This window comes from Neomoorella sulfitireducens (assembly GCF_024733845.1).
Classification (GTDB): domain Bacteria; phylum Bacillota; class DSM-521; order Neomoorellales; family Neomoorellaceae; genus Neomoorella; species Neomoorella sulfitireducens.
In genome coordinates this window covers 69,644-86,262 of sequence record NZ_JANRHG010000008.1, presented here as the reverse complement: position 1 = coordinate 86,262, position 16,619 = coordinate 69,644, and the positions used below count along the sequence as shown (strand labels likewise).

Here is a 16,619-nt window from a genome sequence, read left to right as displayed (position 1 = left end):
GCCATCCGTTCCTTGAACAGTGTATGATCAGTATCTCCCTAAAGGGGAAAATTATATTCCCTGCTCATCACATCGCCTGGAACTGGACAGACTAGGGCCAGGCAGGTGATAAAAACGAGCGCGGATATCAAACGGGTTGTTTTTGAGCCGGCAGCCCTCAATTATCCCCTGGGTAAAAAACTATACCATGATTTTCGTAAAAAAGGCCTGGAGATACTTTTTACTCCATCCCACAACCGGGTAACCTGCATCCCGGGTAAATCTGTGCAAGAAAGTTTCGTGGAAGCCAAAGGAACCCTGGTGGTGGGGGTAAGACGAAGCAGGCGTTTAGAAACCTGCAAACCTTCTGCCCACTTCCAGTTACCCCTGGCTACCAGTTGCCCGGCGATGTGTGAATACTGCTACCTTTTTACCCATTTTGGACGCAGGCCTTACCAGAGAGTTTACGTAAATATAAGTGAGATCCTGGAGCTAGCCGGGGACTATATTGAGCGCAGAAAACCAGAGATTACGGTTTTTGAAGCGGCGGCTACTTCAGACCCCCTTCCGGTAGAAAAATATACCGGCAATCTGGCCCGTACCATTGAATTTATGGGTAATCAACCGTTAGGACGCCTGCGCGTTGTTACGAAATTTACAAATGTAGCCGGCCTTTTAGGATTAGACCACCGGGGACATACCCGCTTTCGCTTTAGTATTAACGCCGCGGATATAATTAAGCGTTTTGAGCATGGTACACCGCCCCTGGCGGAAAGGCTGGCAGCGGCCCTGAAAATAGTAAAGGCCGGTTACCATCCGGGTTTTATAATAGCCCCCATATTTTACCTGGACGGCTGGCAAGAGCAATACCGCGCTCTTTTTCAAGAAATTGCCCGGCAAACTTTACTGGCAGAACATGATGACTTGACCCTGGAATTAATAACCCATCGCTTTACAAAAAAAGCAAAAAACACCATAGAGACTTTATTTCCAAAGACAGAATTACCTTTAGATGAAGAAACCCGCACTTTCAAATACAGCCAGTTCGGCTACGGCAAGTATGTTTACCCCGCCGGGGTAAGAACAGAGATGGAAGCCTTCTTTAAAAAGATGGTAGCTGCTTACTTGCCCCGGGCGACCATTGAATACTTTATATAGCAAACAAGCACCACCGCCCCGGCCAGGCATTCCATATCGGCTACCTTTTCTCCTCCGGCATTGACAATTCAGTGTATCACAAAGTTTAAGAACCGGAATCATAAACGCCGGCAGGAATTTTGCCCCTCCCCGGCGAAATTTGCCTTATGCTGGAAGCACCTCTAGTCCGGGTTACCCTGGCGTATATTTGCGGTTTACTGCTGGCATCCCGGGTAACTGGGGAGCCTGGTTGGGCCCTTGTGCCAGCAGTTATTGCTTTCTCCCTGGCTTACCTGTTCCGGCGGCCGCCGCGGCGGGCGGAATGGCAGGCCTTCCTCCTGGCCGGTTTTATGGCCCTGGGCTTTTTTACCGGCACCTGGGACAGCAACTATCACCGGAGCCAGCTTACGGGCGACAGGGAGACCTTCCTCGATCTTACCGGGGTGGTAGTAGCGGAACCCCGGGTTTACGCCGGCCGGGTCGTCTATATCCTGGAGGCCCGGGAGATAAGGCAGGGAGACTACCATAAAAGGGTAAAAGAAAAGGTAGAGGTTGTTCTTTACCTGCCGGCAAGGGGCGAGATAGAAGTCCTTTACCATTACGGCGACGTCCTCCGTATCCACGGCCGGCTCACCGCGCCCCCGCAGGCCCGTAATCCCGGCGAACTGGACTACCGCGCCTACCTGGCGCGGCAGTACATCTATAACCGCATGTTAATCAACGACTCCCGGGCCATAGTAAAGCTGGGAACCGTACCGGGCCACCCCCTGGTGCGCCTGGCCCTGGCGGCCAAAGGGAGGATTGAAACGGTAATCACTGCCGCCCTGCCGCCGCGCCAGGCGGGGATCCTGGCGGCCCTTTTATTCGGGGATGTTAACGAACTGACGGATACCGACAGCGATACCTTCAAAAACCTGGGCGTCTTTCATTTCTTTGCCGTCAGCGGTTCCAACATGGCCCTGGTTTTACTGATCCTCATGGCCATAGCCGGCCTGCTGGGCCTCAGGCCGGGGGCGGCAGTGATCGTCGGGCTTGCCGGGCTTCTCTTTTATGCTGCCGTTACCGGCTTTACCCCCTCTGTCAGCCGCGCCGGCATCATGGCCGGCCTGGAGTTGATAGCGTACCTGCGCCGGGAGCGGCGGGATTTTTACTCCGCCCTGGCCCTGGCGGCCCTGGTAATCCTGCTCTTCCGCCCCCGTTTCCTGTATGACAGCGGCTTTCAGCTTTCCTTTGCCGCCGCCTGGGGAATTTTTTATCTTTACCCGCTGCTGGACGACTTCCTGGCCCGTCTCCCGTCCTGGCGGGCTTACCTGGTGGTCCCCCTGGCGGCCCAGGTTTCCACCCTGCCCCTGGTGGCCTATTATTTTAACTTTATACCCCTTTTAGGTGTCCCGGCCAACCTGGTGACTGCCGGCTTGGTAGGGGTCATTGTCACCCTGGGCCTGGCTGCCTCTACCCTGGCCCTTATCACCCCGGCCCCGGCAGTTATAATATTTGCCGCCCTGGAACCCCTTATAAACCTGCTGCTGGCCGTTCTGGAACGCCTGGCCGTTTTCCCGGGAGTAACATTGCCCCTGGCTACCCCTTCGCCCCTGGCAGTGGGCGGCTGCTACCTGGCATTAATTCTTTTTCGGGAATTCTGGCTGCACCGCCATGAACCCCGGTGGCAGGCTTTGTGGCAGTGGCACCGCCGCCGGCTGGCCCTGCTGGCCTTCCTTACCCTGGCCGTCCTCCTGGTTTTTCTTTATCCCTGGGACCGGCGGCAGGAACTCCGGGTCACGTTTATCGACGTCGGCCAGGGGGACGCCGCTTACCTGTCCACCCCTGCCGGCCGGCACCTCCTTGTTGACGGCGGCGGCCGGCCTTACGACCAGGGCGATTTTGACGTCGGGGAGAGGGTGGTAGTACCCTTCCTCCACCGCCAGGGTGTGCGCCGCCTGGATGTGGTAATCAGCACCCACCCCGACGCCGATCATCTAGGGGGCCTTATGGCCGTGATCCGGGAAATGCCGGTGGCCCTGGTGGTGGTCCCGCCCCTCCGCGGGGAAATGGCGGACGCCTACCGCCCTTTCCTGGCCGAACTCCGGGCCAGGGGGATCCCCTGGCAGCAGGCCGGCCGCGGCGACGCCCTGGCCCTGGACCCGGCCCTGAGTATCCAGGTCCTGCACCCTGGCATGGAAATCAGCGGCAGCAACTTCGACAGCAATAACAATTCCCTGGTCCTGAAGGTTGTTTACCGGCAGTTCAGCCTGCTCCTGAGTGGCGATATCGAGGCCGAAGCCATGGCCGATCTGAAGGCCAGCCGGGCAGACGTCTGCAGTACCGTTTTTAAAGTGCCCCACCACGGCAGCCGTTACGGCCTGGAACGGGAGTTTTTAAAACAGGTGAACCCTCAAGCGGTGGTGATATCAGTCGGGGAGAATAATAATTTCGGCCATCCGGCGCCGGAAATTTTGGCCTACTGGGAAGAGCAGGGGGTTCCCGTTTATCGCACCGACAGGCAGGGAGCAATTACCTTCAAGAGCGATGGGGAAAGCTGGCAGGTTAATACCACCATCCATTGACGATATATTGACCCTATTGCCGGAAAAATTCTTTTCCCGGGAGGAAAAAGTTAACCTGAGGCGAATATGTTATTACAAAACCGGCGGAGCCGGGACAATTGCATACTTACCCCGGGGGTGCCCGCAAGGGCTGAGAGGTGCGGCTGTGCACTAACCCTAGGAACCTGATCTGGGTCATACCAGCGTAGGGAAGTGGGGGCAAAGGTTTAATGAAGATCACCTGCTTGCCGCAGGTGTTTTTCTTTAAGAAGGGGGTAATAACAAATGACGCAGCTAGAGGCGGCCCGGGTGGGACAGGTAACGCGGGCCATGGAAAAGGTGGCGGCAAAGGAAGGCATCCGGGTAGAGGACCTGATGGCGGCGGTGGCGGCCGGACAGGTAGTGATCCCGGCCAATAAAAACCACCACAACCTTGAACCCTGCGGTATTGGTAAAGGTTTAAGGACCAAAGTCAACGCCAACCTGGGTACATCCACATCCTTCCCGGATATCGAGCCGGAACTGGAAAAACTTCAAGAAGCCCTGGACGCCGGGGCCGATGCCGTTATGGACCTGAGCACCGGCGGCGATATCGATGGGTGCCGGCGCCGGATTATAGCCCATTCCCCCGTGGCCGTAGGTACGGTGCCCATTTACCAGGCCACGGTTGAAGCCCAGGAGAAATACGGCGCCCTTGTAGAGATGACGGCCGAAGACCTGTTTAAAGTAATCGAAAAGCAGGCCGAAGACGGGGTGGATTTCATCACCGTCCACTGCGGCGTTACCCTGGAAGTAGTAGACCGACTGCGAAGGGAGGGGCGCCTGGCCGACATTGTCAGCCGGGGCGGTTCTTTCCTGACGGGGTGGATGCTGCACCACGGGGAGGAGAACCCCCTTTATGCCCGGTACGACCGCCTGCTGGAGATTGCCCGGCGTTATGACGTCACCCTGAGCCTGGGCGACGGTCTCCGGCCCGGCTGCCTGGCGGATGCCACCGACCGGGCGCAGATCCAGGAGTTAATTATCCTGGGCGAACTGGTAGACCGGGCCCGGGAGGCCGGCGTCCAGGCCATGGTCGAAGGACCCGGACACGTGCCCTTGAACCAGGTGCAGGCCAACATCCTCCTGGAAAAACGCCTGTGCCACGAAGCGCCATTCTATGTCCTCGGGCCCCTGGTAACCGACGTTGCCCCGGGCTACGATCATATCACGGCAGCCATCGGCGGTGCCCTGGCTGCGGCAGCAGGGGCGGATTTCATCTGCTATGTTACCCCGGCCGAGCACCTGGGCCTTCCCACCCTGGCCGACGTGCGGGAAGGGGTAATCGCCGCCCGGATTGCCGGTCATGCCGCCGACCTGGTCAAGGGCGTACCGGGAGCATGGGAATGGGACCGGGAGATGGCCCGCGCCCGCAAGGCCCTGGACTGGGAGCGTCAGCTGGAACTGGCCATTGACCCCAAGAAGGCGCGGCAGTACCGCCGGAACCGCAACGAAGCTGCCGCCGTTACCTGTTCTATGTGCGGCGATTTCTGCGCCATGCGCCTGGTAGGGGAGTACCTGGGCAAGGCAGTAGAAAAGTGCTAAAATGAAGGGGAACCGAAGGAACGGCATAGCATCCCCCCAGCAGGGGTTGCTATTGCGACAGGAGCCGCAAATAAGGCTAGGCGCCCGTCCCACGAAAGAGGAAAAATTGCGTAACTCCTGAGCGGCGGAGGGAAATATCCCACCCGACAGAGGGTATCATTTCTGGCGGTATTTTAGCCAGGGAGGGCTTATCATTTGGACTGGCAGGAACTGGACAGGGAGCTGGAACAGGGTAATATAGCTCCGGTATATCTCTTTTATGGCACCGAAGGCTATCTCCTGGAAAGGGCTATAAAAAAACTCCGGGTAAAATTAGTACCGGAGGAAGCCGCAGCCTTTGATTACCAGGAGCTTGATGGGAAAAAGATAACGACCGGAGCGATTGTTCTTGTAGCCGTCACCCTGCCAGCCCTGGCCGAAAGGCGGCTGGTGGTTGTTAAAGATCCAGCCCCGGAAATGCTGCAGGCCGGAGCCGGAGAACTCTATGACTACCTGCAAAACCCGTCCCCGTTAACCTGCCTTGTACTGGCAGTTAACGGCAGCATCGATAAGCGATTGAAAATAATAAGGGCAATCCAGCAGGCAGGCCGGGTGGTAGAATTCACACCCCTCAAGGCGGCAGAACTGGAGAAATGGCTGCAGCAGGAAGCCGGCGAGGAAGGTTATATTTTGCCCCCGGCGGCGGCCCGGGGCCTGGCCCTGGCCGCCGGGGGAGACCTGCGCCAGGCCAGGAACGAGTTGTACAAAGTTATGACTTATATAGGGCAACCGGGTGCCATCACCCCGGGAGATGTCGAGGCCCTGGTGCCGGCTGCAGCCGTAGAAGCTACCGTATTCCAATTGGTGGACGCCCTGGGAAACCGCAATGCCTCCCTGGCCGTCAGCTCCCTGCGCCGGCTACTGGAAAGGGGCGAAGCCCCTTTAGCTATCCTGGCCATGCTGGCCCGCCAGCTGCGCCTCATTTACCAGTATCACCTGGCGGCGGACAAGGCCGAACTGGCGGCCACCCTGGGACTGAAGCCTTTTGTCATGCAAAAAATTGCCACCCAGGCCCGTAATTTTTCCCCGGCCGCTGCCGCACGGGCCCTGGAGGAATTATTTAAGGCAGACACCGGCATCAAGACCGGCCAGGGAAGCGCCGGTGCCCTGCTGGAAAAGGCCATCTGGACTATTTTAAAAGGGGAGCATTAACGCTCCCCAACCTTTACTCTTCACCGGCGGGCCGCTTCTGATCCTTCCCCCGGGCTGCCCCGGCGGTACCCCTGGCGGTACCGGCTACTTTAGTACCGGGAGTGGTAATTTCGGTACCAAATTCATAGGCGGTATCACGGGTACCTTCGGCGGCATAGCCCTTCTGGGCGGCACCTTTTTCCGGGCGCTCCTTGGCGGCACCAGGTTTTTCCGGCAATTAAAATCCCTCCCTTCTAAAACCTGTTTTTATTATGGCATGCTGAAGGGAGGAAAATACCGACCGCAGCGCCATTTGTGCGGGGCAAATTTAAAACCCCCTTGTATAGGCGGGGGTTATGTTGCGGCATTATGCAGGATTAAGCAGAAGTTTTATTGAACAGGCGCTGCAGCCTTGATTTTTTCCGGGCAGCTGTGTTCGGATGGAGAACCCCTTTGGTAACGGCTTTGTCGATGGTACGAATGGCCTGGCGTAATCTTTCAGCAGCTGTACTATCACCCTGATCCAGTGCGGCCCGGAATTTTTTCATAGCCGTTTTTACGCGTGACTTGACGGCCTTGTTGCGCTCGGTACGAATGCGGGTCAGTTCAACGCGTTTAATGGCCGATTTAATATTGGGCATCCCAGCTCACCTCCCGCCTTATTTTATCACGGCAAACCGGTAAAAGCAACATTCAACCAGACTGGGCGGGATTTTCCCGTCGCAGTTCGTCAATTAATGCCGCCAGGACCCTGGCGACCAGGCGGGCGGAGCGTTCCGCTTCTTCCAGGGTATTGTTGTCGCTGCCAATTTCTAAGAGGAGGGCCCGGGGATGGAGGTGCTGGTTGTAGCGTCCTTCCTGGACCCGGACACCCAGGGATAAACCGGGATAAAATGCATCCATTTTACCCGCCAGCCGCCGGGCAAAGGCTTCATTCTGGCGCCATCCGGGGTGTTCCAGGCGGGCATCACTACCAACGATAATGAGCACCTGGGCCACTTTCTGGTTCTCGATTTCCACTACCGGCGGTGCCGGCAGGCCGGCGTTACGGTGGATATCCAGGACTACCAGGACGGAAGGATTTTCCGCCAGCATTCTTTCCAGGGTCTTTTCCGAGTTGGCATAGGACAGGGCGAAGTCCGGATAATCATGAATGGTAGTTGAACGTACGACCGGTACGCCGTAGTCCTTACTTAAAGTTTCGGCCAGCACGGCTGCCACCTGGCTGACACCGCCGTTTTTCCCGGGAAATTTAGCCTGCCCTTCACTCGCCTGGTAGGATTCGGCATTATGGGTGTTGTATATAGCCACAAGGGGCTGGGTGGCGTCGGGGGGTTCTATTTCTAACGGTGCCGGCGGTACACTTTCCACGGGCAGGGGCTGGGGTAACACATACTCTTCTTCGGTTAGAAGGCGCGTTGTTCCGTAGCTACCGGGCAAAACTACCAGGGGTGAGGCCAGGACCTGGACAGCGGCCGCCAGGGCTCTACCGGTGTCATCCTGCTGGTTGCCGGCGGCGTTTAAAGCAATCGCCGGCAGGCCGGCTTCTAAAACCCTTTCCAGCAGGGGCAGCGGGAGTTCCCCATGGTAAGGAGGTAATGCCAGGGAGAGCAGGGTGCCTTGTTTAAGAACGTGCCTTGTACCGGCAAGTAAGGAAATAATAATCAGGCAGGCCAGTATTATTTTTACCAGGCGCGACAGGATGAGCCTGGCCTGCCAGCGGGTAATAAGATGAATGCGCATGCTAATGCCCCCCTGCTGGTAGGCATTTTATTCCTGTGAGGTATAATTTAGACCTGGTGCAAAGGCAGGCAGGGCAATGGCCCGGGAATTACTTGAGATTAAATTTTATATCCGGAGGAGGTCGCCAAGTGACCGAGACCAGGCTGAAAAATCTCTTACAGGCTTTCAAAAACGGGCAGGTTGACCTGGATACCGTTATGGCGAATTTAAAAACTTTAATAGAAGAAGACCTGGGTTTTGCCAAGGTCGATCACCACCGGGCTTTGAGAAACGGCTTCCCCGAGGTCATCTTCGGCCAGGGAAAAACAAAGGAACAGGTAGCGGCCATAGCGGCCCGCCTGGCGGCCGCCGGTTCAACGGTCCTGGTGACCAGGACCACCAGGGAGGTATACCAGGAGGTTGCCGCCCGCCTGCCGGCGGCTGAATTTAACGACTTGGCCCGTACTATTGTAGTGAGTGCCGGGGAAATCGAATCTACCGGCGGCAGGGTGGCAGTTTTGAGTGCCGGGACGGCCGACCTGCCCGTGGCTGAAGAAGCAGCGGTGACGGCAGCGGTAATGGGCAACGAGGTAGAGAGGATTTACGACGTCGGCGTCGCCGGCATTCACCGCCTGCTGGGGCGGGTGGAATGCTTTCGCCGGGCCGACGTAGTCATTGTCGTGGCGGGCATGGAGGGCGCCCTGGCCAGCGTTGTGGCCGGTCTGGTAGACCGGCCGGTGATTGCCGTGCCGACAAGCATCGGCTACGGTGCCAGTTTCGGGGGGTTGTCAGCCCTGCTGACCATGCTCAACAGTTGTGCCGCCGGTATCGGCGTCGTAAATATTGACAACGGTTTTGGTGCTGCCGCCCTGGCGACGGCCATAACCCGCCTGAAAAAAGTATAATTTACCACCTTTTTGGGCAATGCTATAGGCAAAACCTAAGGAGGTGAATTATATGACCAACTGGGTGGGTACTATTGTCCGTTTTATTGTCTCGGCCCTGGTTCTGATGCTGGTAGGTTTTATTCTTCCCGGCATCAGGGTAGCGGGTTTCACCGGTGCACTGATTGCAGCCGTGGTTATAGCCCTCCTGGGCTGGCTGGCAGAAGCCGTCCTCGGCAAACGGATTTCTCCCCGTAGCCGCGGTATTGTCGGTTTTATCGTAGCGGCAGTAGTAATCTATCTTGCTCAATTTATCGTCCCCGCTTACTTAAGTGTCAATATCCTGGGAGCTTTACTGGCGGCTTTAGTTATCGGTGTAATTGATGCCTTTGTTCCGACCGAACTGCGCTAGAAAAAGGCAGCTGGAGCGGGCCGGGCTTTTAGCCCGGCCCGCTTTCTGTTATAATAATAAAGCTAACCACCGGCGGGATTAAAAACTTACGCCGGTGGGGGGATCTTGCTTCCGATTTGTCTGGGGAGGAACCTGTCCGGTGACGGAGCAGAACTACATCCGCAATTTTTGCATCATTGCCCATATAGACCACGGCAAGTCAACCCTGGCCGACCGCCTCCTGGAATATACCGGGGCCCTCAGCAAGCGGGAGATGGTGGACCAGGTCCTGGATACCCTGGAATTAGAGAGGGAACGGGGCATCACCATCAAGCTCCAGGCCGTCCGCCTGCATTATAGAAGCCGTGACGGCAAGGAATATGTTCTAAATTTGATTGATACCCCGGGGCACGTGGACTTTACCTATGAAGTATCCCGCAGCCTGGCGGCCTGCGAAGGGGCGCTGCTCGTGGTTGATGCGGCCCAGGGCATTGAAGCCCAGACCCTGGCCAATGTTTACCTTGCCCTGGAACACAACCTGGAAATTATCCCGGTCATTAACAAGATCGACCTGCCAAACGCCGAACCGGAACGGGTACGGCGCGAGATAGAGGACATTATCGGCCTGGATGCCAGTGAGGCCATCCTGGCTTCGGCCAAGACCGGGGTGGGGACGGAAGCGATCCTGGAGGCAATCGTTAGACGCATCCCTCCCCCCCGGGGCGACCGGGAAGCACCCCTCAAGGCCCTGATTTTCGATTCTATCTTTGACAGCTACCGGGGAGCCATTCCCTACATCAGGATAGTTGAGGGACGGGTGCAGAAAGGCGACCGCATTCGCTTCATGGCCACAGGGGCCGAATTTGAAGTCAATGAGGTCGGTGTTTTCACCCCGGCGCCGCGGCCGGTCATAACCCTGGCCGCCGGCGAGGTAGGCTTTCTTTCGGCCAGCATTAGAAATGTCAAGGATACCCGCGTCGGGGATACCATTACCAGCGCCACCCGGCCGGCGAAGAATCCCCTGCCGGGTTACCGCAAGGTCATGCCCATGGTATACTGCGGCCTGTTCCCGGTGGACTCGGAGGAATTCGACAGCCTGCGGGATGCCCTGGAAAAGCTGCAGTTAAATGACGCTTCTCTGCGCTTTGAACCGGAAACGTCGGTGGCCCTGGGTTTCGGCTTTCGTTGCGGCTTCCTGGGGCTCCTGCACATGGAAATTATCCAGGAGCGGCTGGAAAGGGAATACGGCCTGGAACTCATTACAACCGCCCCCAGCGTAGTTTACCGGGTGGTGCGTACCGACGGCCAGGTGGAGGAGGTCGACAATCCTACCGCCCTGCCGGCGCCAAACATGATTGACCATATAGAAGAGCCCTACGTGGAGGCCACCATTATGACGCCCAAAGAATATGTAGGGCCGGTAATGGAACTCTGCCAGGAAAAACACGGCACCTTCCTTAACATGGATTACCTTTCCGAGCAAAGGGTAGCCTTGAAATACGACCTGCCCCTGGCGGAAATTATCTATGATTTCTTTGACCAGTTAAAAAGCCGGACCCGCGGCTACGCCTCCCTGGATTATGAAGTCAAGGGGTACCGCCCGGCAGAACTGGTGAAGATGGATATCCTGATCAACAATGAAGTGGTGGACGCCCTGTCGGTGATCACCCACCGGGACCAGGCCTACCACCGCGGCCGGGCCCTGGTAGAACGCCTGCGGCAATTGATTCCCCGCCAGCTCTTCGACGTGCCCATCCAGGCCGCCATCGGCAGCCGCGTAATCGCCCGGGAAACCATCCCGGCCATGCGTAAAAACGTCCTGGCCAAGTGCTACGGCGGCGACGTCACCAGGAAACGCAAGCTCCTGGAAAAACAAAAGGAAGGCAAAAAACGCATGAAGCAGGTCGGCACGGTGGAGATTCCCCAGGAAGCCTTTATGGCCGTGCTGAAGGTAGGGAAGTCGTAGGAAATGGTAGCTGGCTTTGTTTTCGCTCGCTCCATGGCCCTTGCGGAGTGGCCTAATGTTTCAGCCGTAAGGCTTAAGGCGGGGTTCCCGGCCTATTCGGCATCCTTGCCTCAAAGGCCGGCCTCGGACCTCCTGTCCTCGGCCCCGCCCTCACTCTTCGGCTTCACCAAGGCCACTTCACCGCTCGGAGAAGCTCGCTCACTCCAAACAAAAGCCAGCCACGCCCTCTACATCCATATCCCCTTCTGCATCCGCAAGTGCCATTACTGCGACTTTGTCTCTTATCCCGGCCGTTCACCGGCGGAAATGGCCGCCTACTGCACGGACCTGGAGCGGGAAATGGCCTTAGTTGCCGGGAAGTGGCTGCCGGGACCGGCGGCCACCGTCTATATCGGCGGCGGTACCCCCACCGTCCTCCCGGCCTGTAATTTAGAGCAGCTCCTGGCCGCCGTGGATCGTTTCTTCGGCCGGCGGCAGGGGGCGGAGGTCACCATAGAAGCCAACCCCGGTACGGTGGACGGCGCCAAACTCAGGGCCCTGGCGGCAGCCGGGGTGAACCGCCTTTCCCTGGGCGTCCAGGCCTTTGACGACGACCTCTTGAGAGCCATGGGCCGTATCCACCGGCGCCGGGACATCTACCGGGCCTGGGAACTGGCGCGCCGGGCCGGTTTTAACAACGTCAACCTGGACCTGATTTTCGGCCTGCCGGGCCAGGATCTTGACGCCTGGCGGGCTGCCTTAAAGGAAGCCGTTGCCCTCCAGCCCGAGCATATTGCCGCTTACAGCCTCCAGGTGGAGGAAGATACCCCCTGGGGAAGGCTGGCGGCTGCCGGTGATCTACCCCTGCCCGGGGAAGAACTGGAACTGGTCATGTACCAGGAAGCACGGCAAATCCTCGCCGCCGCCGGTTACAAGCAGTACGAAATATCCAACTTTGCCCGCCCAGGTTACCATTGCCGCCACAACCTTACCTACTGGTTAAACGGTCCCTACCTGGGCTTAGGGGCGGCGGCGGCCTCCCACTGGCAGGGCCGGCGCTGGCGCAACTACAGCGAGCTACACCGGTACCGGCATGCCTTATCCAGCAGCCGGCTGCCCCGGGAGGAAATAGAAACCTTAACGCCCCGACAGCAAATGGCCGAAACCATGTTCATGGGCCTGCGCCTGATGGCCGGTGTCGACTTAGAGGCCTTCCGGCAGCGTTTTGGTGTTGACGCCTGCACGGTTTACGCCCGTGAGATTGAATGCCTTTACCGGGCGGGGCTGATAGAGGAAAAAGACGGCCGTTTAAAGCTTACCGAAAAGGGTTTGCCCCTGGCCAATGAGGTTTTCGTGGAGTTTATCTAGCTTTTACTTTCCCTTGACAAAACGAAAGGCCGGTGGTATGTTTTAAGTAAGCTCTTAGCACTCTTGGCTTAAGAGTGCTAAAAAAGAAGGTGAGATCATGCGGATGGATGAGCGGAAAAAAAGGGTCCTGGCCGCCGTAGTGCAGGATTATATCCTTACCGGCGAACCGGTAGGTTCCCGTACCATTGCCCGGCGGTACAACCTGGGAGTAAGCCCTGCTACCATCCGGAATGAGATGGCCGACCTGGAAGAGATGGGTTTGCTGGAGCAGCCCCACACCTCGGCCGGCCGCATACCTTCGGATTCCGGTTATCGTTACTACGTTGACTGCCTTATGGCACCGGAGAAACTGACACCGGCAGAAGAGGAATACGTGCGCCGGCGTTACAACCAAAAGATGCTGGAAATAGAGCAGGTCCTGGAAGAGACGGCCCGTTTGCTGTCCGAAATGACTGCTTACACGGCCGTAGCCCTGGGTCCCTACCAGAATAATGCCGTGCTGGAGCAGGTGCAGGTTTTACCTGTCTATTCGACCAATAAAGCCCTGCTGGTGGCTATTACCAGTACCGGTTTGGTTGAACACCGGCTTTTTGTAATCCCGGAAAACGTAACCCCGGAGGATTTAAGCCGTATCTCCAGGGTCCTCAATGCCAAACTCCAGGGGCTGGCCCTGGAAGAACTGCGCCTGGAAGTGCTGAAGGATATTTACCGGGAAGTAGCCGAGCACCGGGGGTTAATTAAACAGGTCATTGACCTTTTACAGCAGGTGCTGGCCCTTGAAAGCGGCGAGAAAGTTTACCTGGAAGGTATCCTCAACATCCTGAGCCAGCCGGAGTTTAAAAATTTGGAGAAGGTCAAGGACATCCTTGCCTTTCTTGAGCGGGAGGAGGCGTTAAGGCGTATTTTTAATGCCGCTCCCGGAAGTGGCCTGACGGTGAGGATCGGCCAGGAAAATAAAGAAGAAGGAATTGATAAATGCAGCGTAGTAACTATAAGTTATGCCGTCGAAGGGAGAATAAGGGGTAAAGTGGGCTTGCTCGGACCGACGCGGATGCACTATTCCCGGGCCATATCGGTCCTCCAGTGTGTAGCCGATAGTTTGTCCCGCGCATTAGAGCAATTTTATCGCTAAAAGCTGCAGGCCACCTGGATAAGGCCGGTGCCTTTGGGTGCTGGCCTTTTTTACGGAAGGGAGTGACCGAAAAGTTATGGAACCCAACCGGGATAATAAAATGAATAACGGGATGATAAATAACGAAAGGGAAGATGGGCCGGAAGCTCTCCGGGAAAGGCCCGCCGGGGAGGCGGGGGAATGTCACGGCCGGGATGAGGAGAGCCCGGGGGCAAGGGTTGAGGAGCCTGCTGGGGCTGGCGGCGAACCGGCCGGTGCAACCGGCCGGGAAGAATTGAGCCGCCTTGAAGAAGAACTGGCCGCCAGGGCGGCGGCTTTATCTGAGCTGCAGCAACGTTTTTTACGCCTGCAGGCCGATTTTGACAACTACCGCAAGCGTACCCGCCGCGAGCAGGAAGAGATGACCAGGCTGGCCAATGCCAGGCTCATCGAGAGCCTCCTGCCCGTATTGGATAACCTGGAGCTAGCCCTGGCTACAGCCGCGGGAACGGGAAAGCAGGCCCTGGAGACGGGGGTAGAGATGACCCTGCGGCAATTGCAGGAAATCCTGGCGCGGGAAGGTTTAATGCCCGTAGCCGCCCTGGGCCGGCCCTTTGATCCCGAGGTTCATGAAGCGGTAGCGCGGGAAGAAACTGCAGAGCCGGACAAGATCAACCAGGTGGTGGAAGAGTTCCGCCGTGGTTACACTTTGCACGGCAGGCTCCTGCGGCCTGCCATGGTCAAGGTGGCAGTGGCGGCCGGTGCCGGAGAACAGGAAAACCAAGAAGACCCTCATGCCGCCAACGCGGCAGCATCAGAAGAATGAAAATAAAGTGGCAGGCATTTGTTTGGAGCGAGGAAAAACAATGCCGGCCGGAGCGAATTTATTTTGGGTAGAAGCTGGGGAACAAGGAGGTAGATCATAATGGGTAAGGTAATCGGTATTGACCTGGGTACGACCAACTCCTGCGTAGCCGTTATGGAAGGTGGGGAAGCAGTAGTTATCCCCAATGCGGAAGGCGGCCGCACCACGCCTTCAGTAGTGGCTTTTACAAAGGACGGGGAAAGGGTCGTCGGCCAGGTGGCCAAGCGCCAGGCCATCACCAATCCCGACCGGACCGTCATGTCCATTAAACGCCATATGGGCACCAATTATAAAGTTAAAATCGATGACAAGGAATACACACCCCAGGAAATCTCGGCTATGATCCTGCAAAAGCTGAAGGCCGACGCGGAAGCCTACCTGGGAGAAAAAGTGACCCAGGCGGTCATCACCGTACCGGCCTACTTCACCGACAGCCAGCGCCAGGCTACCAAAGACGCCGGCCGCATTGCCGGCCTGGAGGTGCTGCGTATTATCAACGAGCCGACGGCTGCCTCCCTGGCCTACGGCCTGGATAAAGAAGAAGACCAGACCATCCTTGTTTATGACCTGGGCGGCGGCACTTTTGACGTTTCCATCCTGGAACTGGGGGACGGCGTCTTTGAAGTCAAAGCCACCAGCGGTAATAACCGCCTGGGCGGCGACGACTTTGACCAGCGGATTATGGACTACCTGGTAGACATCTGCCGCCGGGAGCACGGGGTGGACCTGAGGCAGGATAAAATGGCCATGCAGCGCCTGAAGGAAGCGGCGGAAAAAGCTAAAATCGAGCTTTCCAGCATGACCAGCACCAACATCAACCTGCCCTTCATCTCGGCAACGCCCAATGGCCCCATCCACCTGGATGTAAATCTTACCCGGGCCAAGTTTGAAGAATTGATAGCCGACCTGGTAGAAAAGACCGTGGGCCCCACCAGGCAGGCCCTGGCCGATGCCGGGCTGGAGCCCAAAGATATTGATAAGGTCTTGCTGGTGGGCGGCTCCACCAGGGTGCCCCTGGTCCAGGAGACGGTGCGCAAGATCCTGGGCAAAGAGCCCCATAAGGGCATCAACCCGGATGAGTGTGTCGCCCTGGGCGCAGCCATCCAGGCCGGGGTCCTGGCCGGCGAGGTCAAGGACGTCCTGCTACTCGACGTCACGCCCCTTTCCCTGGGTATTGAGACCCTGGGCGGCGTTTTCACAAAGATAATCGAGCGCAATACCACCATCCCCACGTCCAAGAGCCAGATCTTCTCCACCGCCGCCGACAACCAGACCACGGTGGAAATCCACGTCCTCCAGGGCGAGCGGGCCATGGCCGCCGACAATAAAACCCTGGGCCGCTTCCAATTGACGGGTATCCCGCCGGCGCCCCGGGGCGTACCCCAGATTGAAGTCAAGTTTGATATCGACGCCAACGGCATCGTGCACGTCTCGGCCAAAGACCTGGCTACCGGTAAGCAGCAGGCCATAACCATTACTTCTTCCAGCGGCCTGACGGAAGAAGAAATCCAGCGCATGGTTAAGGATGCCGAGGCCTATGCCGAGAGCGACCGCAAGCGTAAAGAGGAAATTGAGACGAGGAACCAGGCGGATTCCCTCATCTACCAGGCCGACCGCACCCTGAAGGAGTTTAAAGATAAAGCCAACAAGGCCGACGTGGACCGCATCGAACAGGCGAAGAAAGAACTCCAAGACGTCCTGGACAGCAAGAATTCCGCTAAGATCAAAGAAAAGATGGAAGCCCTTTCCCAGGCCCTCTATACCCTGACCACAAAAGTGTACCAGCAGGCCGGTGCCCAGGCCGGCGGCGGGTCCCAGGGTGGAACCGGTCCTACCGGCGGGGCGAAACAGGACGGCAATGTCTATGATGCCGACTACAAAATCGTCGATGACGATAAGAAATAAAAACCGGTGACCAGC

General features: G+C 57.5%; 14 protein-coding genes and 1 riboswitch. Of the genes, 11 read left to right on the top strand and 3 right to left on the bottom strand.

The genetic code is table 11. The annotated features are described in order from the left end of the window. Positions 1 to 105 precede the first annotated feature (105 nt). The 4 genes from splB (at position 106) to holA (ending at position 6,434) form a co-directional block, all read left to right on the top strand. The gene (gene splB / locus NWF31_RS09630; protein WP_258360285.1) at positions 106 to 1,137 is read left to right on the top strand and encodes a spore photoproduct lyase; all 1,032 of its coding nucleotides are present in this window, start codon (positions 106 to 108) and stop codon (positions 1,135 to 1,137) included. Positions 1,138 to 1,376: 239 nt separating this feature from the next. Then, the gene (locus NWF31_RS09625) at positions 1,377 to 3,680 is read left to right on the top strand and encodes a DNA internalization-related competence protein ComEC/Rec2 (RefSeq protein ID WP_340674371.1); all 2,304 of its coding nucleotides are present in this window, start codon (positions 1,377 to 1,379) and stop codon (positions 3,678 to 3,680) included. A 103-nt stretch (positions 3,681 to 3,783) separates the two neighbouring features. Next, positions 3,784 to 3,891, top strand: a riboswitch (TPP riboswitch). 53 nt (positions 3,892 to 3,944) lie between these two features. Beyond that, complete coding sequence (gene thiC / locus NWF31_RS09620; protein WP_258360283.1) at positions 3,945 to 5,243, top strand: phosphomethylpyrimidine synthase ThiC; 1,299 nt, start codon at positions 3,945 to 3,947, stop codon at positions 5,241 to 5,243. Positions 5,244 to 5,438: 195 nt separating this feature from the next. Beyond that, complete coding sequence (gene holA / locus NWF31_RS09615; protein WP_258360282.1) at positions 5,439 to 6,434, top strand: DNA polymerase III subunit delta; 996 nt, start codon at positions 5,439 to 5,441, stop codon at positions 6,432 to 6,434. A gap of 13 nt (positions 6,435 to 6,447) precedes the next feature. On the opposite strand, the gene NWF31_RS09610 is transcribed toward holA, so the two are convergent. The 3 genes from NWF31_RS09610 to spoIIP form a co-directional block, all read right to left on the bottom strand. Then, positions 6,448 to 6,651 carry a hypothetical protein gene (locus NWF31_RS09610; RefSeq protein ID WP_258360281.1) on the bottom strand — a complete coding sequence of 68 codons (204 nt, stop codon included), beginning with the start codon at positions 6,649 to 6,651 and terminating at the stop codon, positions 6,448 to 6,450. A gap of 139 nt (positions 6,652 to 6,790) precedes the next feature. Next, a complete protein-coding gene (gene rpsT, locus NWF31_RS09605; RefSeq protein ID WP_258360280.1) occupies positions 6,791 to 7,054 on the bottom strand; it encodes a 30S ribosomal protein S20 in 264 nt (87 codons plus the stop codon). A 52-nt stretch (positions 7,055 to 7,106) separates the two neighbouring features. Then, positions 7,107 to 8,156, bottom strand: coding sequence for a stage II sporulation protein P (gene spoIIP / locus NWF31_RS09600; RefSeq protein WP_258360279.1), 1,050 nt, complete (start codon positions 8,154 to 8,156; stop codon positions 7,107 to 7,109). 128 nt (positions 8,157 to 8,284) lie between these two features. On the opposite strand from spoIIP, the gene larB reads away from it, so the two are divergent. From larB to dnaK, 7 genes are all read left to right on the top strand, one after another. Further along, positions 8,285 to 9,040: a nickel pincer cofactor biosynthesis protein LarB gene (larB, locus tag NWF31_RS09595; protein ID WP_258360278.1), complete on the top strand. Its 756-nt coding sequence runs from the start codon at positions 8,285 to 8,287 to the stop codon at positions 9,038 to 9,040. A gap of 52 nt (positions 9,041 to 9,092) precedes the next feature. Then, positions 9,093 to 9,431 carry a phage holin family protein gene (locus NWF31_RS09590; protein ID WP_258360277.1) on the top strand — a complete coding sequence of 113 codons (339 nt, stop codon included), beginning with the start codon at positions 9,093 to 9,095 and terminating at the stop codon, positions 9,429 to 9,431. A gap of 139 nt (positions 9,432 to 9,570) precedes the next feature. Further along, on the top strand, positions 9,571 to 11,376 hold the full coding sequence (gene lepA, locus NWF31_RS09585; protein ID WP_258360276.1) for a translation elongation factor 4: 1,806 nt from the start codon (positions 9,571 to 9,573) through the stop codon (positions 11,374 to 11,376). Between the two features lie 3 nt (positions 11,377 to 11,379). Continuing rightward, the gene (gene hemW, locus NWF31_RS09580) at positions 11,380 to 12,723 is read left to right on the top strand and encodes a radical SAM family heme chaperone HemW (protein ID WP_258360275.1); all 1,344 of its coding nucleotides are present in this window, start codon (positions 11,380 to 11,382) and stop codon (positions 12,721 to 12,723) included. A gap of 97 nt (positions 12,724 to 12,820) precedes the next feature. Beyond that, positions 12,821 to 13,855 carry a heat-inducible transcriptional repressor HrcA gene (gene hrcA / locus NWF31_RS09575; protein WP_258360274.1) on the top strand — a complete coding sequence of 345 codons (1,035 nt, stop codon included), beginning with the start codon at positions 12,821 to 12,823 and terminating at the stop codon, positions 13,853 to 13,855. A 76-nt stretch (positions 13,856 to 13,931) separates the two neighbouring features. Then, positions 13,932 to 14,660, top strand: a complete 729-nt coding sequence (grpE, locus tag NWF31_RS09570; RefSeq protein ID WP_258360273.1) for a nucleotide exchange factor GrpE — start codon at positions 13,932 to 13,934, stop codon at positions 14,658 to 14,660. A gap of 99 nt (positions 14,661 to 14,759) precedes the next feature. Beyond that, positions 14,760 to 16,604, top strand: a complete 1,845-nt coding sequence (dnaK, locus tag NWF31_RS09565; RefSeq protein ID WP_258360272.1) for a molecular chaperone DnaK — start codon at positions 14,760 to 14,762, stop codon at positions 16,602 to 16,604. Positions 16,605 to 16,619 lie beyond the last annotated feature (15 nt).